This is a genomic window from Streptomyces enissocaesilis, assembly GCF_039533765.1.
Taxonomy (GTDB): domain Bacteria; phylum Actinomycetota; class Actinomycetes; order Streptomycetales; family Streptomycetaceae; genus Streptomyces; species Streptomyces enissocaesilis.
Window position 1 is genome coordinate 1 of record NZ_BAAAUD010000054.1, and the last position, 21,680, is coordinate 21,680.

19 protein-coding genes, 3 tRNA genes and 1 pseudogene are annotated in these 21,680 nt (G+C 72.1%); 12 read left to right on the forward strand and 11 right to left on the reverse strand.

Going from position 1 to position 21,680, the window contains the following annotated elements; genetic code table 11:
- From ABD374_RS28275 to ABD374_RS28295, 5 genes and pseudogenes are all read left to right on the forward strand, one after another.
- A pseudogene (locus tag ABD374_RS28275) lies at nucleotides 1-806 on the forward strand (DNA polymerase III subunit gamma and tau); the annotation flags it as partial.
- Between the two features lie 73 nt (nucleotides 807-879).
- Nucleotides 880-2,133, forward strand: coding sequence for a phosphoribosylamine--glycine ligase (gene purD, locus ABD374_RS28280; RefSeq protein WP_344498868.1), 1,254 nt, complete (start codon nucleotides 880-882; stop codon nucleotides 2,131-2,133).
- A 219-nt stretch (nucleotides 2,134-2,352) separates the two neighbouring features.
- Nucleotides 2,353-4,038, forward strand: a complete 1,686-nt coding sequence (locus ABD374_RS28285) for a M48 family metalloprotease (RefSeq protein ID WP_344498870.1) — start codon at nucleotides 2,353-2,355, stop codon at nucleotides 4,036-4,038.
- A gap of 353 nt (nucleotides 4,039-4,391) precedes the next feature.
- Nucleotides 4,392-5,900: a N,N-dimethylformamidase beta subunit family domain-containing protein gene (locus ABD374_RS28290; protein WP_344498872.1), complete on the forward strand. Its 1,509-nt coding sequence runs from the start codon at nucleotides 4,392-4,394 to the stop codon at nucleotides 5,898-5,900.
- Nucleotides 5,901-5,985: 85 nt separating this feature from the next.
- Complete coding sequence (locus ABD374_RS28295) at nucleotides 5,986-6,885, forward strand: phosphoribosylaminoimidazolesuccinocarboxamide synthase (RefSeq protein ID WP_344498874.1); 900 nt, start codon at nucleotides 5,986-5,988, stop codon at nucleotides 6,883-6,885.
- Nucleotides 6,886-6,937: 52 nt separating this feature from the next.
- Here ABD374_RS28295 and ABD374_RS28300 read toward each other — a convergent pair.
- The 8 genes from ABD374_RS28300 to ABD374_RS28335 form a co-directional block, all read right to left on the reverse strand.
- Nucleotides 6,938-7,010, reverse strand: a tRNA-Gly gene (locus ABD374_RS28300).
- Nucleotides 7,011-7,032: 22 nt separating this feature from the next.
- A complete protein-coding gene (locus tag ABD374_RS28305; RefSeq protein WP_344498876.1) occupies nucleotides 7,033-7,656 on the reverse strand; it encodes a response regulator in 624 nt (207 codons plus the stop codon).
- Entirely contained in the window at nucleotides 7,653-9,017 is a 1,365-nt protein-coding gene (locus ABD374_RS28310; protein ID WP_344498878.1) for a sensor histidine kinase, read from the reverse strand. Before ABD374_RS28310 ends, ABD374_RS28305 begins: the two co-directional genes overlap by 4 nt.
- Before the next feature lie 35 nt (nucleotides 9,018-9,052).
- A complete protein-coding gene (locus ABD374_RS28315) occupies nucleotides 9,053-9,820 on the reverse strand; it encodes an ABC transporter permease (protein WP_344498880.1) in 768 nt (255 codons plus the stop codon).
- Nucleotides 9,817-10,794, reverse strand: a complete 978-nt coding sequence (locus ABD374_RS28320) for an ABC transporter ATP-binding protein (RefSeq protein ID WP_344498882.1) — start codon at nucleotides 10,792-10,794, stop codon at nucleotides 9,817-9,819. The genes ABD374_RS28315 and ABD374_RS28320 overlap by 4 nt, the downstream gene beginning before the upstream one ends.
- A 147-nt stretch (nucleotides 10,795-10,941) precedes the next feature.
- Nucleotides 10,942-11,014, reverse strand: a tRNA-Gly gene (locus ABD374_RS28325).
- A 53-nt stretch (nucleotides 11,015-11,067) separates the two neighbouring features.
- Nucleotides 11,068-11,139: transfer RNA gene (locus ABD374_RS28330), tRNA-Gly, on the reverse strand.
- 100 nt (nucleotides 11,140-11,239) lie between these two features.
- Entirely contained in the window at nucleotides 11,240-11,557 is a 318-nt protein-coding gene (locus ABD374_RS28335; RefSeq protein ID WP_344498884.1) for a histone-like nucleoid-structuring protein Lsr2, read from the reverse strand.
- A 312-nt stretch (nucleotides 11,558-11,869) separates the two neighbouring features.
- Between ABD374_RS28335 and purS the strand changes: the two genes are divergently transcribed.
- From purS to purL, 3 genes are read left to right on the forward strand one after another with little or no spacing between them, the layout of a single operon-like run.
- Entirely contained in the window at nucleotides 11,870-12,121 is a 252-nt protein-coding gene (gene purS / locus ABD374_RS28340; protein WP_093800170.1) for a phosphoribosylformylglycinamidine synthase subunit PurS, read from the forward strand.
- Complete coding sequence (purQ, locus tag ABD374_RS28345) at nucleotides 12,118-12,798, forward strand: phosphoribosylformylglycinamidine synthase subunit PurQ (RefSeq protein WP_344498887.1); 681 nt, start codon at nucleotides 12,118-12,120, stop codon at nucleotides 12,796-12,798. Before purS ends, purQ begins: the two co-directional genes overlap by 4 nt.
- Nucleotides 12,795-15,044, forward strand: a complete 2,250-nt coding sequence (gene purL / locus ABD374_RS28350) for a phosphoribosylformylglycinamidine synthase subunit PurL (protein ID WP_344498889.1) — start codon at nucleotides 12,795-12,797, stop codon at nucleotides 15,042-15,044. The genes purQ and purL overlap by 4 nt, the downstream gene beginning before the upstream one ends.
- 101 nt (nucleotides 15,045-15,145) lie before the next feature.
- Here purL and ABD374_RS28355 read toward each other — a convergent pair whose 3' ends face one another.
- Complete coding sequence (locus ABD374_RS28355; protein WP_344498891.1) at nucleotides 15,146-15,550, reverse strand: nuclear transport factor 2 family protein; 405 nt, start codon at nucleotides 15,548-15,550, stop codon at nucleotides 15,146-15,148.
- A 141-nt stretch (nucleotides 15,551-15,691) separates the two neighbouring features.
- Here ABD374_RS28355 and ABD374_RS28360 point away from each other — a divergent pair, with 141 nt between their 5' ends.
- From ABD374_RS28360 to ABD374_RS28370, 3 genes are all read left to right on the forward strand, one after another.
- Nucleotides 15,692-16,489, forward strand: a complete 798-nt coding sequence (locus ABD374_RS28360; RefSeq protein WP_344498893.1) for a maleylpyruvate isomerase family mycothiol-dependent enzyme — start codon at nucleotides 15,692-15,694, stop codon at nucleotides 16,487-16,489.
- A gap of 163 nt (nucleotides 16,490-16,652) precedes the next feature.
- Complete coding sequence (locus ABD374_RS28365) at nucleotides 16,653-17,432, forward strand: putative protein N(5)-glutamine methyltransferase (protein ID WP_344498895.1); 780 nt, start codon at nucleotides 16,653-16,655, stop codon at nucleotides 17,430-17,432.
- 46 nt (nucleotides 17,433-17,478) lie between these two features.
- Nucleotides 17,479-18,312, forward strand: a complete 834-nt coding sequence (locus tag ABD374_RS28370; protein ID WP_344498897.1) for an META domain-containing protein — start codon at nucleotides 17,479-17,481, stop codon at nucleotides 18,310-18,312.
- Nucleotides 18,313-18,334: 22 nt separating this feature from the next.
- Here the strand turns inward: ABD374_RS28370 and ABD374_RS28375 are convergent, their stop codons facing one another.
- Together ABD374_RS28375 and ABD374_RS28380 are read right to left on the reverse strand one after the other, a co-directional pair.
- Complete coding sequence (locus tag ABD374_RS28375; RefSeq protein WP_344498899.1) at nucleotides 18,335-19,771, reverse strand: sulfatase-like hydrolase/transferase; 1,437 nt, start codon at nucleotides 19,769-19,771, stop codon at nucleotides 18,335-18,337.
- Nucleotides 19,772-19,921: 150 nt separating this feature from the next.
- The gene (locus ABD374_RS28380) at nucleotides 19,922-20,014 is read right to left on the reverse strand and encodes a putative leader peptide (RefSeq protein ID WP_344498901.1); all 93 of its coding nucleotides are present in this window, start codon (nucleotides 20,012-20,014) and stop codon (nucleotides 19,922-19,924) included.
- A 115-nt stretch (nucleotides 20,015-20,129) separates the two neighbouring features.
- On the opposite strand from ABD374_RS28380, the gene purF reads away from it, so the two are divergent.
- Nucleotides 20,130-21,653 carry an amidophosphoribosyltransferase gene (gene purF / locus ABD374_RS28385; RefSeq protein WP_344498903.1) on the forward strand — a complete coding sequence of 508 codons (1,524 nt, stop codon included), beginning with the start codon at nucleotides 20,130-20,132 and terminating at the stop codon, nucleotides 21,651-21,653.
- Nucleotides 21,654-21,680 lie beyond the last annotated feature (27 nt).

Below are 21,680 nucleotides of genomic sequence, written 5' to 3' on the forward strand. Positions count from 1 at the left end.
CCGGGGCGGGGCAGGACGCCGGTCGCCGGCCCGGCGGGTGGCCCACCGCCTCCGCTCCGGGCCAGGGCCGGCCGGAGCCGCAGGCCGCGCCGGCCGCGGCCCCGGCGGCGTCCCCTGTCGCAGCCGCGCCCGCGTCCGCGCCCGCCGTGTCGCAGTCGGCCGCCCAGGGCGCCGCGCAGGTGCAGAACATGTGGCCGGGCATCCTGGAGGCCGTCAAGAACCGGCGGCGCTTCACCTGGATCCTGCTCAGCCAGAACGCCCACGTCAGCGGCTTCGACGGGACCACGCTCCAGATCGCCTTCATCAACGCCGGTGCCCGGGACAACTTCGCGAGCAGCGGCAGCGAGGACGTGCTGAAGCAGGCGCTGGCCGAGTCCTTCAACGTGCAGTGGAAGGTCGAGTCGGTCGTCGACCCGTCCGGTGGCGGTGCGCAGCCGCCCGGCGGCACAGGCGGCTTCGGTGGCGGCCCGGGCGGCGGTGGCGGCGGCTTCGGCGGGCGGTCCCCGGCCCCGCGCCCCGCGCCCCCGTACCAGGCAGCCCCGGCCGCCCCCGCCGCTCCCCAGCCCCCCGGCCCGCAGCGCCCGGCACCGGAGAACACCTCAGGTCCCGGCCCCCGGGCCGGCTCCGGTTCCGGTGCCTCCTACGCCGTGGATTCGACGCCCCCGCCTCCTCCCCCGCCGATGGCGATCGAGGACGACGTACCGGAAGAGGACGATCCGGACCTCGTCGACTCGGCGCTGTCCGGCCACGACCTGATCGTGCGGGAGCTGGGCGCGACGGTCGTCGAGGAGTTCACGAACGAGTAGCCCGGCCGAAGCCCGGCGGGAGCCCGGCCGACGCCCGGCGGGGGGAGCGCGGCGCGCGGGCTAGGCTGCACCCGTGAAGGTCCTCGTCATCGGCGGCGGCGCCCGCGAACATGCCCTGTGCCGCTCTCTGTCCCTCGATCCCGACGTCACCGCGCTGTACTGCGCCCCCGGCAACGCCGGCATCGCCGAGGTGGCCGAGCTGCACCCGGTCGACGCCCTCGACGGTGCGGCCGTGGCCCGGCTCGCCGGTGAGCTCGACGCCGGCCTCGTCGTCGTAGGCCCGGAGGCGCCGCTCGTCGCCGGGGTCGTCGACGCCGTGCGCGCGGCCGGTATCCCCTGCTTCGGCCCGTCCCGGGAGGCCGCCCAGCTGGAGGGCTCCAAGGCATTCGCCAAGGACGTGATGGCCGGGGCGAACGTCCCCACAGCCCGCAGCTACGTCTGCACCACCCCCGAAGAGATCGACACGGCGCTGGACGCCTTCGGCGTGCCGTACGTCGTCAAGGACGACGGCCTCGCCGCGGGCAAGGGCGTCGTCGTCACCGACGACCTCCAGGCTGCCCGCGAGCACGCGCTCGCCTGCGACCGCGTGGTCATCGAGGAGTTCCTCGACGGCCCCGAGGTCTCGCTCTTCGCGATCACCGACGGTGTGACCGTCCTCCCCCTCCAGCCCGCGCAGGACTTCAAGCGCGCGCTCGACGGCGACCAGGGCCCGAACACCGGCGGCATGGGCGCGTACTCCCCGCTCCCGTGGGCCGACCCCAAGCTGGTCGACGAGGTCATGGCGACCGTGCTCCAGCCGACCGTCGACGAGCTGCGCCGCCGCGGCACGCCCTTCTCCGGGCTGCTGTACGCGGGTCTGGCGATCACCTCGCGCGGCGTGCGGGTCATCGAGTTCAACGCCCGTTTCGGCGACCCGGAGACCCAGGTGGTCCTGGCCCGCCTCAAGACCCCGCTGGCGCGCGTGCTCCTCAGCTCCGCCAACGGCACTCTTGACGCCGAACCCCCGCTGAACTGGCGCGACGACGCCGCCGTGACGGTCGTCATCGCCTCGCACAACTACCCGGACACGCCGCGGACGGGCGACCGGATCGAAGGTCTCGACGAGGTCGCGGCCCAGGACGCGCCCCACGCGTACGTCCTGCACGCCGGAACCAAGCGGGACGGTGACGCCGTGGTGAGTGCGGGCGGCCGCGTGCTGTCGGTGACCGCGACGGGAGCGGACCTGACCGAGGCCCGCGAGCGGGCGTACGCCGCGGTGGCACGGATCCGGCTCGACGGGGCGCAGTGCCGTACGGACATCGCGCAGAAGGCGGCGTCCGGGGCCTGATCCCACCCCCTCCCGACGCCCGACGACGTCAGCAGCTTTCCCCAAAGCCATTCCATCGAGTGACCGCTGGTCCATCCGGCTGACGCCTGCCCCACCCCCAACTAGGGTGCGGCGCAAGCATTCCGGCACTTGGCCCACCGACATTGCGATGTCAGTGGCGGGTGCCACAGTGGGGGAATGAGCAAAGCCGTCGCAGGGCGAAGGGGGTGACGTCCGGCCGTGTCCGGTACCGGTAAGAGTGTGGAGAAGGGCGCGCAGTCCGCGCGTTCCAGGGCTCTCGCCGTGCTGCGCGTCCGCGGCAGGGCGCTGGCCGTCGCCCTGCTTCCCGCGGCCGTCGCCGTCGTCCTGCTGGTGGGCGGCGCCACGGGCCACGCGGACGGCGGGGGGTGGGACGCCGCGCGCTGGGTGACGTCGGTCGTCGCGGTGGTGGCGCTGCTGGCCGCCGTCGCGGTAGGGGTTGTGATCGTACGGGCGAGGCCGGCCGTCACCCCGACGGTGGAGGTCACCGAGGAGTCCGCGCCGGATCTCTACCGGCTCGTGCGCGATCTGGCGGACCGCCTGGAGGTGCCGGCGCCGTCCGCGATAGCGCTCACGCCGGACTGCGACAGCTGGCTGGAGGACCGCACGCACCCGGCCTCGGCATCCCCGCCGACCGCCTCGGCCCCCGCCCCCGCCCGGCGCAGAACCGCGACCGCGCCCGTGCTGGTCATCGGCTCGCCGTTCCTGTGGTGGATGCGGGTGGCCGAGCTGCGGGCGGTGCTCGCCCCGGTCGTCGCCGGTACGGGGCCCTCCGCGCACCCCGACATAGCCGCCGCGCGCCGCTTCGTGCGGGGTCTGGACGCCGCCGTCGCGGTCGCCGCCCTCCCGGACCGGAGCCTCCTGCGCCGTATACCCCTCGGCTTCGTCGGCTGGACCTCCCGGCTGATGCTGCGCAGCTGCCGCACACACGCCGCCGAGATGGAGCGGGGCGTCGCGACCGCCGCGTCCGAGCGCGCACAGACCGTGGACTACGGCCTGCGGATCGTGGCCCAGGAGCAGGTCGGTCTGGCGTACGCGGGCTGGGACCGGCTGCTGACCCGGGTCGCGCTGCCCGCCTGGCGCATGGGCCGCTGGCCGTCCCGGCTCGACGCGGGCGTGGTCTCCGCCCTCACCGAGCTCTCCCGGCGCGACCGTCTGGCCGAGGGCTTCACCTCCCGGCTGGGCGACCGGCCGGCGTGCGACCTCCTGGAGGAGCCCGGCGCCGTGGACGAGGCCGCGTCCCTCCTCGCCGCCCGCCTCTTCCACGGCGGCCCCGCCGAACCGGGGCCGGACTGGTCGCCGGTGGACTGGTCGCAGTACCCGGAGGAGGTCGTCGACCGCAAGTGGCGCGCCGACGCCGCCCGCCTGCACCACGTGCTGGACACCCTGGTCGCACGCCGCTCCACGGCCCCCGACACCCCCACCCTGACCAGGGTGATGGATCACCTGTCGGCGGCCCCGCCCACGCGCGACGCGCACCCCCTCGGCCCCCACCCGGCGGCCGAGGCGCTCGCCGCGGCCATCGAGGCAGAGGTCGCCCGGGAAGGGGCGGCCGTCCCGGCGCCCGCGCCACTCGGCCCCGGTGAGGGCGACGGCCTGTGGGACACCGGACCCCTGCCACTCTTCCCGCTCCAGCCGCCCCGGACCGGCCGCGACCTGCTCGCCGACCATGTCACCGCGATGGTCTGCTGCGCCGCCGTCGACACGGCCGGCGCCGTACCCGGCCTGGACTGGCTCGACGGCCCCGTACTCCTGGTCGGAGGCGAGCGCCGGGCGGAACTGACCGCCCACGTCCTGAGCCTCGTCGAGGACGGCGACGCGGCGCCGCTCCGTTCCTGGCTGGCCTCCGTCGGCGTACGCCCGGAGAAACCGGTCCGCCTGGTCTGAGAACCGCCGCCCCGCGGGCCCGGGAGGGGAGGTGCCGGGGCGCTCCCCGCGGGGCGTCGAACGCAACCACCCCGAAGAAGGTCCCCGTACCCGAACGTCCGGCGTCCGAGGGGACGCCCCGGCGCGGCACCGGCCCCCCGGCCCCCGCCCCCGCCGCCTGCCCCCAGATGCGCCGCACCCCGGCCGCGCCTCCGACCCCCTGTCACGCCCCCACGTACCGGATCATCAGATTCCGTTCACGCCTATTCGCGACGAACGGTGACGGAGTGCGTGCGTTATGTGATGTGCTGGGGGTCGGTGGCTGACAAGTGGTGCATCACTGTTGCCTCGGGGGCTCGAGGGAGGGAAGCGGTATGGGGGACGAGTTCATCCGGCGCTGGGAATCGGGCGCTCTCGCACATGCCGTTTCCGACCCCTTCGGCCAGGGCCCCCTGCCCTGGCTGCGCGGCGGCGAGCACTTCTTCAGCGACAGCGGCCAGGTCATCCCCTGGTACGCCGAGCACACCGAGTACATCGAACACGTCGACCCGGTCACCGGCGTCCGGCTCCCGCAGCCCCGCCCCGCCTCCGCCGGCGGCCCCCGCACCGCCGACGACGTGCGCCAGCAGATCAAGGGCTTCGCGTCCCCCGGCGCGGCCGCGCCCGGCGAGGCGATCGACTTCCACATCACCGTGGACCCGCCCCAGCAGTTCTCCGTCGACATCTACCGGATCGGCCACTACGGCGGCCACGGCGCGGCCAAGATCACCACCAGCCCCCGCCTGTCCGGCATCGTCCAGCCGGCCCCGCTCACCGCCGACCGCACCGTCTCCTGCCACCACTGGTGGCTGTCCTGGCGCCTGCAGATCACGGACTCCTGGAGCGTCGGGGCGTACGTCGCCGTGCTCACCACCGCCGACGGCTACCGCTCCCACATCCCCTTCACGGTCCGCGACAACCACCCCGCCGACCTCCTCCTGCTCCTGCCCGACATCACCTGGCAGGCGTACAACCTCTACCCCGAGGACGGCCGCACCGGCGCCAGCCTCTACCACGCGTGGGACAGCATGGGCCGCCTCCTGGGCGAAGAGCAGGCAGCCACCACCGTCTCCTTCGACCGCCCGTACGCCGGCGCGGGCCTGCCCCTCCACGTGGGCCACGCGTACGACTTCATCCGCTGGGCCGAGCGCTACGGCTACGACCTCGCCTACGCCGACGCCCGCGACCTGCACGCGGGCCGCGTCGACCCCACCCGCTACCGCGGCCTGGTCTTCCCCGGCCACGACGAGTACTGGTCCGCCCCCATGCGCCGCACCACCGAGCTCGCGCGCGAGGCGGGCACCTCCCTCGTCTTCCTCTCCGCCAACACCATGTACTGGCAGGTCGAACTCGCGCCCTCCGCCTCCGGCACCGCCGACGGCCTCCTCACCTGCCGCAAGCGCCGCGGTCCCGGCAAGTCCGCCCTCTGGCGCGAGGTCGACCGCCCCGAGCAGCAGCTGATGGGCATCCAGTACGCCGGCCGGGTCCCCGAGCCCAGTGCCCTGGTCGTACGCAACGCGGACCACTGGCTCTGGGACTCCACCGGTGCCCACGAGAACGACGAGATCGAGGGCCTGGTGGCCGGCGAGGCCGACCGCTACTTCCCGCGCACCGCCCTCCCCGAGCACCAGGGCCGCATCCTGCTCGCCCACTCCCCCTACCGGGACGGCGACGGAGCCCTCCGCCACCAGGAGACTTCGCTCTACCGGGCCCCCAGCGGCGCCCTCGTCTTCGCCTCGGGCACGTTCGCCTGGTCCCCGGCACTGGACCGTCCGGGCCATGTGGACCCGCGCATCCAGCGGGCCACGGCCAATCTCCTGGACCGCATCTGCAAACGTGACTGAGCTCCCGGACCGCCCCGCCACGACGTCCGCGCCCCGCATACGGGAGAATCGGAAGCGTTCCTGGATCAACCTACGCGGAGGAACCGTGTCCGGATTCGTAGAAAAGCCCGAGCCTCTCCAGCTGCCGGGTCTGACCCACCTCCACACGGGCAAGGTGCGTGACCTCTACCAGAACGAGGCGGGCGACCTCGTCATGGTCGCCAGCGACCGCATCTCCGCGTACGACTGGGTGCTGCCCACGGAGATCCCCGACAAGGGCCGGGTGCTGACCCAGCTCTCGCTCTGGTGGTTCGAGCAGCTCGTGGACATCATCCCGAACCACGTCGTCTCCACCGAGCTCCCGCCCGGAGCCCCTGCGGACTGGGCCGGCCGTACGCTCGTCTGCACGTCCTTGCAGATGGTCCCGGTCGAGTGCGTGGCCCGCGGCTACCTCACCGGCTCCGGCCTCGTCGAGTACCAGGAGTCCCGCACCGTGTGCGGCCTGGCCCTCCCCGAAGGTCTGACCGACGGCTCCGAGCTCCCCGCGCCGATCTTCACACCCGCCACGAAGGCGGCCGTCGGCGATCACGACGAGAACGTCAGCTACGAGGAAGTCGCCCGCCAGGTCGGCGCCGAGACCGCCGCCAGGCTGCGCCAGACGACCCTCGCCGTGTACAGCCGGGCCCGCGACATCGCCCGTGACCGGGGCATCGTCCTCGCCGACACGAAGTTCGAGTTCGGGTTCGACGGCGACCGGCTGGTCATCGCCGACGAGGTGCTGACCCCGGACTCCTCCCGCTTCTGGCCCGCCGCCACCTGGGAGCCCGGTCACGCCCAGCCGTCGTACGACAAGCAGTACGTCCGCGACTGGCTGACCTCGCCCGCCTCCGGCTGGGACCGCAAGGCGGAGCTGCCGCCGCCCGCCCTCCCGCAGGAGATCGTCGACGCGACCCGGGCGAAGTACCTGGAGGCGTACGAGCTCCTCACCGGCACCAGCTGGTCCTAGGGCAACGCAGAAGGCCCCGGTCGCGATGACCGGGGCCTTCTGACTCACTCCGAGCGGACGACCAGGTTCGAACTGGCGACCTCAACCTTGGCAAGGTTGCGCTCTACCAACTGAGCTACGTCCGCATGCGCCGTGGCGCGGTGCCCACTATACCCAACCCCGCTCGCGTGCGAGGCGTACAGCCGTATGACGATTTTCCGCACCCAGCTTCGAAGCGGCCGACGACAGGTAGTTGCGCACCGTCCCCGGCGACAGCGCGGCCCGCTCCGCGATCTCCGCGACGGGCGCCCCGTCCGCCGCCAGCTCCAGCACCTCCGCCTCGCGCGCGGTCAGCGGTGAGTCCCCCGCGGAGATCGCGTCGGCCGCCAACTCCGGGTCCACGTAGCGGTTTCCGTCCCGTACGCTCCGGATCAGCTCGGCCAGCCGCTGCGCGCTGACGGTCTTCGGCACGAAGGCCCGCACCCCCGCCGCGAGCGCCCGTTTCAGGTGTCCGGGCCGCCCGTGGCTGGTCACGATCATGCAGCGGCACCCGGGCAGCTCGGCCCGCAGCGATGTGGCCACACTCACACCGTCGATCCCCGGCATCTGGAGATCCAGGACGGCGACGTCCGGCCGGTGCGCCCGCGCCATCGCCAGCGCCTCGGGACCCGTGGCCGCCTCGGCGACGACCACCAGATCGTCCTCCAGCGCGAGCAGCGCGGCGAGCGCGCCCCGGATCAGATGCTCGTCGTCGGCCAGCAGTACCCGTACGGGAACCGGGGGAGCGGTCATCGCAGCGCCCCCCGAGCCGGCGCTCCCGGTGCCGGCGCTTCCTGCGCCCGTGCCCCCGGCGTCCGCGTTTCCTGCAACCGCATCCCCGGTGCTTCCGGCGCCCGTACCCCCTGAGCCTGCACTCCCTGCCCCCGCGCGTTCTGCACCAGCGCCTCCTGTGCCAGCGGCACTTCGGCCGTGAGCCGGAACCTGCCGTCCCCGGCCGGCCCCGCCCGCAGCGTCCCGCCGACCGCGGTCAGCCGCTCCCTGAGCCCGGCGAGCCCCGACCCCGGAGTGCCCGGAGCGGGCCCGCCCTCCGCGCCGTCGTTCTCCACGACCAGCACCGCCCGCCCGCCGTCGGACGTCAGCCGCACCGTGCAGCTGCGCGCGTCCCCGTGCCGCAGCACATTGGTCGTGGCTTCCCGCACGACCCAGCCGAGCGCCGACTGCACGCCCGACGGAAGCCCGTCGCCGAGCGGCTCCCGGTCCATCAGGCAGTCGATGCCCGCCGCACTCAACACGCCCCGCGCCCCTTCCAGTTCGGCGGAAAGATCCGCGTCCCGATAGCCGCGTACGAGCTCGCGCACCTCGCGCTGCGACTCCTGCGCGATCCGCTGCACCTCGGCCATCTGGTCGGCGGCCTCCGGCCTGCCGCGCCGCGCCAGCCGTACCGCCAGTTCGCTCTTGAGCGCGATGACGGCGAGGTTGCGGCCCATGACGTCGTGCATGTCCCGTCCGAAGCGCAGCCGTTCCTCGGCGACCGCCAGCCGCGCGGACACGTCGCGGGACCGGTCCAGTTCCCAGATCATCGCCATGAACCAGGCCGTCGAGCGCGTGGTGGCCAGCGCGAACAGTCCCACGAAGAACACGACCACCGCGGCCGACACCGCGAGCGGGGGCTCCGCCCCGGTGGCCACCATGGCACCGGCCACCAGCGCCGCGGCCACCACCGTCCCCAGCACCAGCCGCCGCAGCGTCGACAGCATGAACGTCGACATGGCCGGGGTCAGCAGGGCGTACGGCAGCAGTTGCAGCATCACCGTCCCGTCACCGATCCCGCCGATCGCCTGGAGCGTCAGGAGCAGGCCCGCCGAAACGCCGCCCAGGGCCAGCGCGAGGGCCGCCGAGCGCCGCGGCGCCGGGGCCCCGTCGACGTAGTGCGCGAGCCCGTGGTGGATGGTGTGCATCGCGACCGCGCACTGGGCCACGGAGAGCGCCACCAGCCCGCGCGCGAGCGCGACGGCGTCGGGGCCGCGGACGAGCTCCTGGGCGAGGGGGGCGAGGATGCCGACCGCGAACAGCCACGGCATGACGTACAGCACCACCCGCATGTACAGATCCAGCTTCGCGGCCTGGCTCCGCTCCCGCCAGAAACCCCTCATCCCCGTCCCCCCGCTCTCTCCCTCTTCCCGGACGCCTAGCGCCGCGGTTCCCAGCGGAACCACCGCTGCACGGCGAACACCGACAGTACGGTCCAGGCCACCGCCGTGGCGACGGCGCCCAGCGCCTCGTACGCCCCCAACCGCCCGGTCCAGCCGCCTCGCACCAGCTCCACGACCGGCGACAGCGGCAGCAGTTCGCAGACCGAGGCGAGCCTGTCCGGCATCAGCTCCAGCGGTACGACGACCCCCGACCCGGCCATCGAGACCAGCAGCATCGGCATGATCGTGATCTGCGCGCCCTCGGCGGACCGGGTGAAGAGCGTCGTCGCCGCCGCCGTCGTGCCCGCGACCAGCAGACCCAGCACCACACCGACCGCCACCCACAACGGATCGGCGGGCATCTCCGTACCCAGGACCGCCGCCCCCGCGACCACCAGCACCACGCACTGCGCGAGCCCGGCCGCCAGCGTGGCGGCCGCCGTCCCGGCCAGGATCTCCGCGTCGCCCGGCTCCCCGGTCCGCAGCCGCTTGAGCACCAGTTCCTCGCGCCGCACCACATAGACGGTGACCAGAGCCGAGTACACCCCGAAGAGCAGCACGAACGCCACGGTCATCGGCATCATCGCTGCGCCCGGCGACATCCCGGCCTTCTTCGGGTCCAGGCCGTCGAGGAACGGCCGCATCGCGTAGGTCATCGCGACGGGCAGCACCAGCGCCGTGACGAGCACCGCCTTGTGCCGTACGAGCAGAGTCAGTTCGGCCCGTGTCAGCGCCGCCATACGTCCCGCGGCAGTCGTGCTCATCGCGCCGCCCCCTCGCCCGTCACGCCCGCGTCCCCCGCTTCCTTCGTCTCTTCCTTCGCCGCCCGCGCGATGTTCAGGAAGGCCTCCTCCAACGAGGCCGACCGCACATCGAGCCCGCGCAGCTCCACCCCCGTCACGTCGGCCCACGTCAACAGCCCCGTGGCGGCCGCCTGGAGCCTGCCTGTGAACAACCGGACCGTCCGGCCCGCCATCTCGTGCCCCGTGACGCCCAGCTGCCCCAGCGGCGGCAGGTCTCCCAGGTGGTAACCGTCCGGCAGCTCGAAGGAGATCTGCGACGGGTACGCCGCCACCACCTCGTCGACCCGCCCCTCGGCGGCGATCCGCCCCTCGTGCATGATCGCCAGTCGGTCGGCGAGCTCCTCGGCCTCCTCCAGGTAGTGCGTGGTCAGCAGTACGGTCGTCCCCCCGTCGCGCAGTTCACGCACCAGCTCCCACGTCTCGCGCCGCCCCTCGGCGTCGAGACCCGTCGTCGGTTCGTCGAGGAAGAGGATCTCCGGCCGTCCGAGCAGCGCCATCGCCAGGTCGAGCCGCCGCCGTTCACCGCCGGACAACTGCTTGACCCGTACGTCCTCCCGCCTCTCCAGGCGTACCAGCTCCAGCGCCTCGCCCACCGGCCGCGCCCCGCTGGTGCACCCCGCCCACATCCGGGCCGTCTCGCGCACGGTCAGCTCGGACGGGAAGCCGCCCTCCTGGAGCATCACGCCGACCCGGGGCCGCACCTTCGCGCGTTCGGTGTACGGGTCGTGGCCGAGCACCCGGACGCTGCCGCCGCTGGGCGGGGCCAGGCCCTCCAGGAGCTCCAGGGTCGAGGTCTTGCCCGCGCCGTTCGTACCGAGCAGCGCGAAGAGTTCGCCGCGCGCCACGGAGAAGGAGAGGGAGCGGACGGCCTCGAAGCCGCCGCTGTAGACGCGTCGCAGCCCTTCCGCGTCGATCACGTAGTCATGGGTGGTCATGTCCCCAGACTTCCGCCGGACCACGGCCGGCGGCAGTGCGCGCTGTCACCACCGCGCATGACATATGTCAGTACGGCCGGGGGCGGGTACGACGGGTGGACACGACGAAGGCCCCGGTCGTCATGACCGGGGCCTTCGTACTCGCTGAGCGGACGACGAGATTCGAACTCGCGACCCTCACCTTGGCAAGGTGATGCTCTACCAACTGAGCCACGTCCGCATGTGGTGCCACCACTGTACCCGACCACCGAAGTGGCCGGTATAGCGATGCAGAGCGGGTGACAGGAATTGCACACTGCGCCTTCCCCCTGGAAGGGGGATGTTCTACTACTGAACTACACCCGCACGCTGCTCGGGGACCGGCCCTTCGGCCTTGCCCCTCGGCGTGATCCAGACTCTAGCCGACAGGTGGGGGTGCAATGCAAATCGGTTCCTCCACGTGGCGTCAGGAGGCCTCCGTGAAGGCCTCGTAGACCTTCTTCGGGATGCGGCCGCGGGCCGGCACGTCCATCTGGTGCGAGCGCGCCCACGCGCGCACCGCCGCCGGGTCGGGGGCCACGGCGGTGTGGCGGTAGACCCTGCCCGACTTCGACTGCTTTCGGCCGGCCCGGACGAAGGGCTCCAGGGCCGTGCGCAGTTTCTTGGCATTGGCGGGATTCAGGTCGATCTCGTACGACTTCCCGTCCAGGCCGAAGCTGACCGTTTCCGCTGCCTCCCCTCCGTCGATGTCGTCGGAGAGCGTGACCACTACGCGCTGAGCCACGGATATCGGTCCTTTCCTACGGCGTCACCACGCTTGACGTGGGGCGACACCGGCCTTCCGGCTGTTTTGGAGCAATGCTGATTTATTCGCTATTGCTTTGTACAGCGACAGGCATTGCATGGCGTAGCCCAGTTAATTCCGTCCGCGCGTCCGTCCGCAATCGGAGGCGGCCATTTTTCCCTGTTTTTTTCTCGGGACTGTCGCTCCGATACCGGGCCGTGATCCACGCCAACCCTTATCTACCCGCGTAGAATTTCTGGGCGGGTACGCTGATGGAACCGCCTTCGCACCACACCACCACCGGGAGTGCCAGTGGCACGCGTCGTAGTCGACGTCATGCTCAAGCCCGAGATCCTCGACCCGCAGGGACAGGCGGTGCAGCGTGCACTGCCCCGTCTCGGCTTCGAGGGAATCGCGGACGTCCGTCAGGGAAAGCGTTTCGAGCTCGAGGTCGAAGGGCCGGTCGACGACGCCGCCCTCGCCCGCATCAACGAGATGGCCGAAACGTTCCTCGCCAACACCGTCATCGAGGACTTCACCGTGAAGGTGGAGGAGTCGAAGTGACCGCTCGTATCGGAGTCGTCACCTTTCCTGGAACACTCGACGACCAGGACAGCCTCCGCGCCGTCCGGACCGCGGGCGCCGAGCCGGTCTCGCTGTGGCACCGCGACAAGGACCTCAAGCAGGTCGACGCGGTCGTCCTCGCGGGCGGTTTCTCCTACGGCGACTACCTGCGGGCCGGAGCCATCGCCCGCTTCTCGCCCGTGATGGAGACGATCATCGAGCAGGCGAAGGCCGGCCTGCCGGTCCTCGGCATCTGCAACGGTTTCCAGATCCTCACCGAGGCCCACCTGCTGCCCGGCGGGATGCTGCAGAACAACCACCTGCACTTCATCTGCCGCGAGCAGAAGCTGCGCGTGGAGACGAGCGACACGGCCTGGACGGCGGACTACACCGCCGGGCAGGAGATCCGGATCCCGCTCAAGAACATGGACGGCCGTTACGTCGCCGAGGAGCGCGTGCTCGACGAGCTGGAGGCCGAGGGCCGCGTCGCCTTCCGCTACCTGGACGTCAACCCGAACGGCTCGCTCCGCGACATCGCCGGCATCACCAACGCCGCCGGCAACGTCGTCGGCCTGATGCCGCACCCGGAGCACGCCGTGGAGCCGCTGGTCGGCACGGGACGTACCGACGGCCTCGGATTCTTCACCTCGATCCTGAAGAAGCTGGTCAGCGCATGACTCTGGACACCGTCAAGCACGCCTCACAGACCCCTGAGGCCGAGCAGCCCTGGAAGGAACTCGGCCTCAAGGAGGACGAGTACGCGCGCATCCGGGAGATCCTCGGCCGCCGCCCGACCGGCGCCGAGCTCGCCATGTACAGCGTCATGTGGTCCGAGCACTGCTCGTACAAGAGCAGCAAGGTCCACCTGAAGCAGTTCGGCGAGAAGGTCCCCGCCAACGACGCGATGCTCGTCGGCATCGGCGAGAACGCGGGCGTCGTCGACGTCGGCCAGGGCTACGCCGTGACCTTCAAGGTCGAGTCGCACAACCACCCGAGCTACATCGAGCCCTACCAGGGCGCGGCCACCGGAGTCGGCGGCATCGTCCGCGACATCCTCGCCATGGGCGCCCGCCCGGTCGCGGTCGTCGACCCGCTGCGCTTCGGCGCGGCCGACCACCCCGACACCCGGCGCGTCCTGCCCGGCGTCGTCGCGGGCATCGGCGGCTACGGCAACTGCCTGGGCCTGCCGAACATCGGTGGCGAGGTCGTCTTCGACCCGTGCTACCAGGGCAACCCGCTGGTCAACGCCGGCTGCATCGGCGTCATGAAGCACGAGGACATCCACCTGGCCAAGGCGAGCGGTCCGGGCAACAAGGTCGTCCTGTACGGCGCCCGCACGGGCGGCGACGGCATCGGCGGCGTGTCGGTCCTCGCCTCCGAGACCTTCGAGTCGACCGGTCCCGCGAAGCGTCCGGCCGTCCAGGTCGGCGACCCCTTCCAGGAGAAGCTCCTCATCGAGTGCACCCTGGAGATCTTCCGCGAGCAGCTCGTCGCGGGCATCCAGGACCTCGGGGGCGCGGGCCTGTCCTGCGCCACCTCCGAGCTGGCGAGCGCCGGCTCGGGCGGCATGCGGGTCGAGCTGGACACCGTTCCGCTGCGCGACTCCTCCCTCTCGCCCGAGGAGATCCTCATGAGCGAGTCGCAGGAGCGCATGTGCGCGATCGTCGAGCCGGACAAGGTCGACCGGTTCCTGGAGATCTGCGAGAAGTGGGACGTCATCGCCACCGTCATCGGTGAGGTGACCGACGGCTCGCAGCTGGAGATCTTCTGGCACGGCGAGCAGATCGTCGACGTACCGCCGCGGACCGTGGCCCACGAGGGCCCGGTCTACAACCGGCCGTACGCCCGCCCCGCGTGGCAGGACGCGCTCCAGGCCGACGACGCCAACAAGCTGGCCCGCCCGGCGAACGCGGCGGAGCTGCGCGAGCAGGTGCTGAAGCTGGTCTCGTCGCCGAACCAGGCGTCGAAGTCGTGGATCACCGACCAGTACGACCGCTTCGTGCAGGGCAACACCGTGCTCGCCATGCCCGAGGACGCCGGCATGGTCCGGATCGACGAGAAGACGAACCTGGGCGTCGCGATGGCGACCGACGGCAACGGCCGGTACGCCAAGCTCGACCCGTACACGGGCGCGCAGTTGGCGCTGGCCGAGTCGTACCGCAACGTCGCCGCCTCCGGCGCCAAGCCGCTCGCGATCTCCGACTGTCTGAACTTCGGCTCCCCCGAGGACCCGGACGTCATGTGGCAGTTCGCCGAGGCCACGCGCGGTCTCGCGGACGGCTGCCTCCAGCTCGGCACCCCGGTGACCGGCGGCAACGTCTCGCTCTACAACCAGACCGGCGAGACCGCCATCCACCCGACGCCCGTCGTCGCGGTGCTCGGCGTGATCGACGACGTGACGCGGCGTACGCCCGTCGCCTTCGCGGAAGAGGGCCAGCTCCTCTACCTGCTCGGCGACACGCACGAGGAGCTGGGCGGCTCCGCCTGGTCCCAGGTCGTCCACGACCACCTCGGCGGCATGCCGCCGAAGGTCGACCTGGACCGGGAGAAGCTGCTCGGCGAGATCCTGATCTCGGCCTCGCGCGACGGCATGATCGACGCGGCGCACGACCTGAGCGACGGCGGCCTGATCCAGGCGGTCACCGAGTCCTGCCTGCGGGGCGGGAAGGGTGCGCGGCTGGTCGTGCCGGACGGCCTGGACGCGTTCGTGTTCCTCTTCTCCGAGTCCGCCGGCCGGGCGGTCGTCTCCGTGCCGCGCAGCGAGGAGCTCCGCTTCACCGACATGTGCGGGGCGCGGGGTCTGCCCGCGACCCGGATCGGTGTCGTCGACGGGGACGAGATCGAGGTGCAGGGCGAGTTCGGCATTCCGCTGAGCGAGCTCCGTACGGCGCACGAGGAGACCCTCCCGGGCCTCTTCGCCTGAGTCCTGCACGGACCCGAGGACGTACGTACGGCCCCGCCCTCCCAGCAGAGGGCGGGGCCGTCGGCCGGTCCGGCGCCGTGTTCGCGAGCGGCGGCTCCGCCTCACTCCGCCGTGCCCCAGAAGGCGTCGATCTCGTCGATGTCCTCGACGCACTCGTCGATGTCCGCCATCTTGCCGCCCACGATCGTGAAGAAGAGCGCGCCCTTCATCTCGATGCCGCGGTCTCCGCGCTCGGCGTACCACTTGTGGGCGGCCACGGCGTGTCCGCGCCCGTCCACGCAGACGCTCTCCAGGTCGGTGCGCATGGAGCCGCCCGACAGCTCGAAGAGCTTGCGGAACAGGCCCAGGACGTTGTCCCGGCCCTTGTGGTGACCGGAGACCTGACTCGAACCGGGCGCGTGGAACGTGCAGTCCGCCATCATCATGGTCGCGAGGGTGTCCATGTCACCCGTGTTGAACGCCTCGTAGCCCCGGCGCACCAGGGCACTGTCCGGGTGTTCGCCCATGGTTGCTTCCCACCTTCCGTCATCCGTACGGCCGCCCCCTTCCATCGTCCGCCGGGTGGACGCCCACTGCCACGCGGCCACGGCCACCGCGACCGCCACGCGGCCATGCCCGGCGCGAGCGGGTCGATTAACCTCGCCCCCATGCCCCCTGCCAGGAAGCGCGCCCGCAGGTACGACCCCGCCAAGATCCGCGCCGCCGTGCTGGCGCAGTCCGGCCATGTACGGGCAGGGATCCGCACCCTCACCCCCGAGCAGCTCGCCGCCCCCACCCGGCTGGGCGACTGGACGGTCCGCGAGCTGGCGGCGCACGTCTCCCTGGCGCTCGGCTCCGTCGTCCGCGCACTGGAGGCGCCCGAGCCCGCCCGGCAGGAGGTGGCGCTGCTCGACTGGCCTTTCGCCACCGTGACCGCCGCGGACCGGATCGACGAGGACACCAGGGCGCTCGCCGCCGGGTCCGGACCGTACGAGCTGTACGCGCGGACCGAGGCGGCCTTCGCCGCCGCGCTGCCGGGCGCCCCGGACGACCGGCTGGTGCCCATGCGGTTCGGGGCCATGCGGCTCGGCGACTTCCTGGTCACCCGTACCGTCGAGCTGATCGTCCACACCGACGATCTGAACGACGCGACCGGGCTGGGCATCCCGTACGACCGCCAGGCCCTCGCCGCCTGCACCCGCCTCCTCGCCGACGCCCTCGCCGTGAAGGCACCCGGCGGTTCGGTCGAGGTCCGCGTCCCGCCGTACGCCGTGGTGCAGTGCGTGGAGGGCCCCCGGCACACCCGCGGGACCCCGCCCAACGTCGTCGAGACCGACCCGCTCACCTGGATCCGCCTCGCCACGGGGCGCACGGACTGGGACGCGGCCGTCGGCGGGGCGAAGGTCGCCGCCAGTGGCGAAAGGGCCCACCTGGCCGGGTTGTTGCCCCTTCTCGGGCAGGGGTGAAAGTTGATCATGTAATGTTGCCGACGCCCACGCAGGACGTACGCACCGAGGAGGTGAGACCCATTACCGCTGCATCAGGTCGGGTGCTCTCCTCTCGCGACCGCGCGGTCCCCCTGGCATAGGTGACCGAGGGAGCGCCCATCGGCGTCCCGAAAGGTTTCCCGTGTCCCTCTCTCCTTCCGCCATCGTCACCAGGCTTCGCGTCGCCGGCTGTGTGTTCGCCGAGGACGAGGCGGAGTTGCTTCTCTCCACCGCGCCGGACCCCGCGGACCTCGCCGCCATGGTGGACCGGCGGATCGCCGGTCTTCCCCTCGAACACGTCCTCGGCTGGGCCGATTTCTGCGGCCGTCGCGTCACCGTCGACCCCGGGGTCTTCGTCCCGCGCCGCCGCACCGAGTTCCTCGTCCGGCAGGCCGCCGCTCTCGCGCCGCCGCGGTCCGTCGTGGTCGACCTGTGCTGCGGCTCGGGCGCGCTGGGCGCGGTGCTGGCCGCGTCCCTGGAGCGGACCGAGCTGTACGCCGCCGACGTCGATCCGGCCGCCGTGCGGTGTGCCCGGCGCAATGTCGGTGCCATGGGCGGACGGGTGTACGAAGGCGACCTCTACGAGCCGCTGCCGGCGGCCACGCTGCGGGGCCGGGTCGACGTGCTGCTGGCCAATGTGCCGTACGTACCGACCGAGGAGATGGAGCTGCTGCCCCCGGAGGCCCGCATCCACGAGGCGCGGGTCGCGCTCGACGGCGGGGCGGACGGGCTCGACGTACTGCGGCGGGTGACGGCGGAGGCGGCGCGGTGGCTGGCGCCGGGCGGCCACCTGCTGTTCGAGACGAGCGAGCGCCAGGCGCCGCGGGCCGTGGAGACCGTCGCCCGCGACGGGCTGGTCCCGCGGGTCGTCACGTCCGACGAGCTGTACGCCACCGTCGTCATCGGCAGGAAGGACGAATAGGCCGGGCAGACGGAACCAGAAACGCTACTCGTCCCGTCCCATCGCCATGGATACGTCGCGCACCCGCATCTGCGGCCCCCTCACCGGCGCCGTCACCGTCCTCGCCCTCCTGACCCTGGCCGCCTGCGGTACGGAGCCGGGCCCGGGCGCCGGAGGTGACGGCACCGTGAAACCGGCCCCCCAGGTCACCGGCGTCGACTGGACCGTCGACAGCGTGACCGTCGACGGCAAGAAGATCCCGGCGCCCGAGAAGGCCACGGTCCGGTTCGACGACAAGGGCCGGGCCGAGGGCAGCACCGGCTGCAACCGCTTCGGTGCCGATGCGACGGTCGAGGGCGACACGATCACCGTGGGGCCCGCGCAGACCACGGAGATCGGCTGCCCGAAGAACGTCGCGAAGTTCGAGCAGCACCTCCAGCGCACCCTCACCGGTGAGCTCAAGGCCGAGGTCAGGGACGACAGGCTCACGCTGACCACGGGCGAGGGCGACACCGTCACCCTGTCCGAGACGGAGCCGGAGCCCGGCGCGCAGCTGCTCGGCACCGAGTGGTTCGTGGAGTCGCTGCGTGACGGAGACACCGCGACCCCGCTGCCCGGGGACGCGGCGGGCAGGGCGAAGCTGGTCTTCGCCGAGGACGGGTCCGTCGGCGGCCATCTCGGCTGCAACAACGTCTCGGGCAGGGCGGAGGTCTCCGGATCCACCCTCACCTTCTCCAGGATCGCCACGACCCGGAAGTTGTGCCCGCCGCCGGTGATGGAGGCCGAGCGGGCCCTGCTCGACGTCCTCGACGGCAGGGCGGCCTACGAGATCCGTGACCGCGCCCTGTCCCTCACCGCGGCGGACGGCAAGGGGCTGGACGCGGTCGCGATCGCCAAGTGACCGCGACGGCCGCCGCCCCCGCTCAGGACACCGCCCCGTACGGCAGCAGCCCCGCGTCCGTCCGCTCCCAGGCGGCGCGCAGCGCATCCAGCAGCTCCGGTTCCCGCGACGCCCTGTCCGCCTGCTCCCGGGCATCCTCGGTGAGCCGGAAGAGCTGGTCCCTGCCGCCCGCGCCCCGGTAGTACTTCCACTCGCCGCGCCGCAGCGCCCGCTCGCCCCGCACGCGCCAGAACAGGTCGCGTGCCGGGGCCCGCTCGCCCCGCAGCAGGTACCCGGCGAGGCTCGCGCCGTCCAGCGGGTACGCCGGGTCGGGACGCGCCCCCGCCACCTCCAGCAGTGTCGCCGTCCAGTCCGGTGTGAAGACCGGCACCTCGCTGACCTGGCCGCCGTCGATCCGCGCGGGCCAGCGCACCAGGGTCGGCACGCGTATGCCGCCCTCCTTCAGGGAGGACTTGCTGCCCGACAGGGGCCAGTGGTACGAGAAGCGCTCACCGCCGTTGTCGCTCGCGAAGACGACCAGGGTGTCCTTCTCCTGCCCCGACCGCCGCAGCGCGCCCAGCACCTCGCCGACCGACCGGTCCAGGTCCTCGACCATCTCCCGGTACTTCTCGACCGAGCCGCCGTCCTGGTGCCACAGCGCGCCCCGGTCCCCCGCCCTGATCCGCCGTACGATCTCCGCGCTCGCCTCCTCGTCGCCGTCGGCGATCCAGGGCCAGTGCGGGGTGGTGAAGTTCAGGTTCAGCAGCCACGGCCTGTCGTGCTCGCGCTGCACGTACTCGCCGGCCCGCCCGGTCAGGATCCGCGTGTAGTACCGCAGGTCCTTGTACGGGGCGTCACCCTCGTAGAGGTCGTACTCCCCGCCGAGCCCCAGCTTCGAGTAGTACTCCAGCGCGCCCCCGAAGTTGCCGAAGAACTCGTCCCAGCCCGACCGCGTCGGGCTGTGGTCCGGCAGGTGCCCGCAGTGCCACTTGCCGATCAGCGCGGTCGCGTACCCGGCGCCCTTCAGCAGCGAGGCGAGCGTGGGATGCGTCGGCTCCAGACCCGCCGACCTGTCCGCGATCGGCTCGGCGAGCCCGCCCCGCGTACGCCCCGGGAAGCGTCCGGTGTAGAGGCTGAAGCGGGTCGGGGAGCAGGTCGCGGACCCGGAGTACGCGTCGGTGAAGCGCACCCCCTGCCGGGCGAGCCGGTCGAGGTGCGGCGTACGGATGTGGGGGGAGCCGTACGAGGAGAGGTCCGCCCAGCCCAGGTCGTCGCCCAGGACGAACAGGATGTTGGGCCGCCGGGAGCGCCGGTCGGCGGCCGCCCGGAAGGGCCGCTCCCGAGGGACGCCGGCGGTGGCTCCGGCAGGGGCTCCGCCAGAGGCGGCGCGGGCCGGTCCGGCCGCGAGGCCGGCGGCGGCACCCGCGCCGACGACACCGCCGAAGGCGCGCCGGGACAGCTTCTTGTCGTGCGAGGTCACAGGGTCTCCAGTGATGAAGAGCACGCCGGCCGGGCCCGCGGCGGCGTGGTTCAGTGCTCGGCCGGGACCGGATCGGGGCAACGAACGGCCGCGGGAAGGCGGCGCGAGGAGAAGGAGAGGTGATCTACGGGGCGCTGGAGGGAAACGCGCCTACGCGCAGCGACAGATGGCGCTCGCGACACGGACCAGGTCGACGTGGCGGCGCTCCACCAGGGTGACCGAGCGGTCACCGACGGGCTGCATGGGCCAGGAGCCTGTCCGAGTCATCGCGCACCTGTCAAGCCCCGGCCCGCCTCGGCCGGTGGCCGTCCGTATCCCCAATTCGGACCAGTGGTCGATCTCGCCTACACTCGGTGGTGTGCCTCGTGGTGATGGACGACTCAACCACGACCTGCTCCCCGGTGAGAAAGGCCCCCAGGACGCTTGCGGCGTCTTCGGTGTCTGGGCTCCCGGCGAAGAGGTCGCCAAGCTCACCTATTTCGGACTGTATGCCCTGCAGCACCGTGGACAGGAGTCCGCGGGCATCGCAGTGAGCAACGGGTCCCAGATCCTGGTCTTCAAAGACATGGGACTGGTCTCGCAGGTCTTCGACGAAACCTCCCTCAGCTCCCTCCAGGGCCACATCGCGGTGGGCCATGCCCGCTACTCCACCACCGGAGCCTCGGTGTGGGAGAACGCGCAGCCGACGTTCCGTGCCACCGCGCACGGATCGATCGCCCTGGGACACAACGGCAACCTGGTCAACACGGCGCAGCTCGCCGAGATGGTCGCCGCCCTCCCCAAGGAGAACGGCCGCGCGACGCAGGTCGCCGCGACCAACGACACCGACCTGGTCACCGCCCTGCTGGCCGGCCAGACGGACGACGACGGCAAGCCCCTCACGATCGAGGAAGCCGCCGCCAAGGTCCTTCCCGACGTCATGGGCGCCTTCTCCCTGGTCTTCATGGACGAGGGCACGCTCTACGCCGCCCGCGACCCGCAGGGCATCCGCCCGCTGGTCCTCGGCCGCCTGGAGCGCGGCTGGGTGGTGGCCTCCGAGTCCGCCGCCCTCGACATCTGCGGCGCCGCGTACGTCCGTGAGGTCGAGCCCGGCGAGATGCTCGCCATCGACGAGAACGGTCTGCGCACCTCCCGATTCGCGGAAGCGAAGCCCAAGGGCTGTGTCTTCGAGTACGTCTACCTGGCGCGCCCGGACACCGACATCGCCGGCCGCAACGTCTACCTCTCGCGTGTCGAGATGGGCCGGAAGCTGGCCAGGGAAGCCCCGGTCGAAGCCGACCTGGTGATAGCGACGCCCGAGTCCGGCACCCCTGCGGCCATCGGTTACGCCGAAGCCAGCGGAATTCCTTACGGCTCGGGCCTCGTCAAGAACGCGTACGTCGGCCGGACCTTCATCCAGCCGTCGCAGACGATCCGCCAGCTCGGCATCCGCCTGAAGCTCAACCCGCTCAAGGAAGTCATCCGCGGCAAGCGCCTGGTGGTCGTCGACGACTCGATCGTCCGCGGCAACACCCAGCGCGCCCTGGTCAAGATGCTCCGCGAGGCCGGCGCCGCCGAGATCCACATCCGGATCTCCTCCCCGCCGGTGAAGTGGCCCTGCTTCTTCGGCATCGACTTCGCGACCCGCGCGGAGCTCATCGCCAACGGCATGACGATCGACGAGATCGGCAAGTCCCTGGGCGCCGACTCGCTCTCGTACATCTCCATCGACGGGATGATCGAGTCGACCACCATCCCCAAGGCGAACCTGTGCCGCGCCTGCTTCGACGGCGAGTACCCGATGGAGCTCCCGGACCCCGAGCTGCTCGGCAAGCAGCTCCTGGAGACCGAGCTCGCGGCCGGCCCGGCGAGCGCCGCGGCCGAGGCGCTCCGTCGCCCGTAACGCCCCCTCTCTAACGACACGAAAGTT

Bases quoted from the DNA above. Each gene is read 5' to 3' on its own strand.
- ABD374_RS28290 (WP_344498872.1), top strand. From the start codon at position 4,392: ATGGGGGACGAGTTCATCCGGCGCTGGGAATCGGGCGCTCTCGCACAT.
- ABD374_RS28305 (WP_344498876.1), bottom strand. From the start codon at position 7,656: ATGACCGCTCCCCCGGTTCCCGTACGGGTACTGCTGGCCGACGACGAG.
- ABD374_RS28310 (WP_344498878.1), bottom strand. From the start codon at position 9,017: ATGAGGGGTTTCTGGCGGGAGCGGAGCCAGGCCGCGAAGCTGGATCTG.
- ABD374_RS28315 (WP_344498880.1), bottom strand. From the start codon at position 9,820: ATGAGCACGACTGCCGCGGGACGTATGGCGGCGCTGACACGGGCCGAA.
- ABD374_RS28320 (WP_344498882.1), bottom strand. From the start codon at position 10,794: ATGACCACCCATGACTACGTGATCGACGCGGAAGGGCTGCGACGCGTC.
- purL (WP_344498889.1), top strand. From the start codon at position 12,795: ATGACTCTGGACACCGTCAAGCACGCCTCACAGACCCCTGAGGCCGAG.
- ABD374_RS28355 (WP_344498891.1), bottom strand. From the start codon at position 15,550: ATGGGCGAACACCCGGACAGTGCCCTGGTGCGCCGGGGCTACGAGGCG.
- ABD374_RS28360 (WP_344498893.1), top strand. From the start codon at position 15,692: ATGCCCCCTGCCAGGAAGCGCGCCCGCAGGTACGACCCCGCCAAGATC.
- ABD374_RS28370 (WP_344498897.1), top strand. From the start codon at position 17,479: ATGGATACGTCGCGCACCCGCATCTGCGGCCCCCTCACCGGCGCCGTC.
- ABD374_RS28380 (WP_344498901.1), bottom strand. From the start codon at position 20,014: ATGCAGCCCGTCGGTGACCGCTCGGTCACCCTGGTGGAGCGCCGCCAC.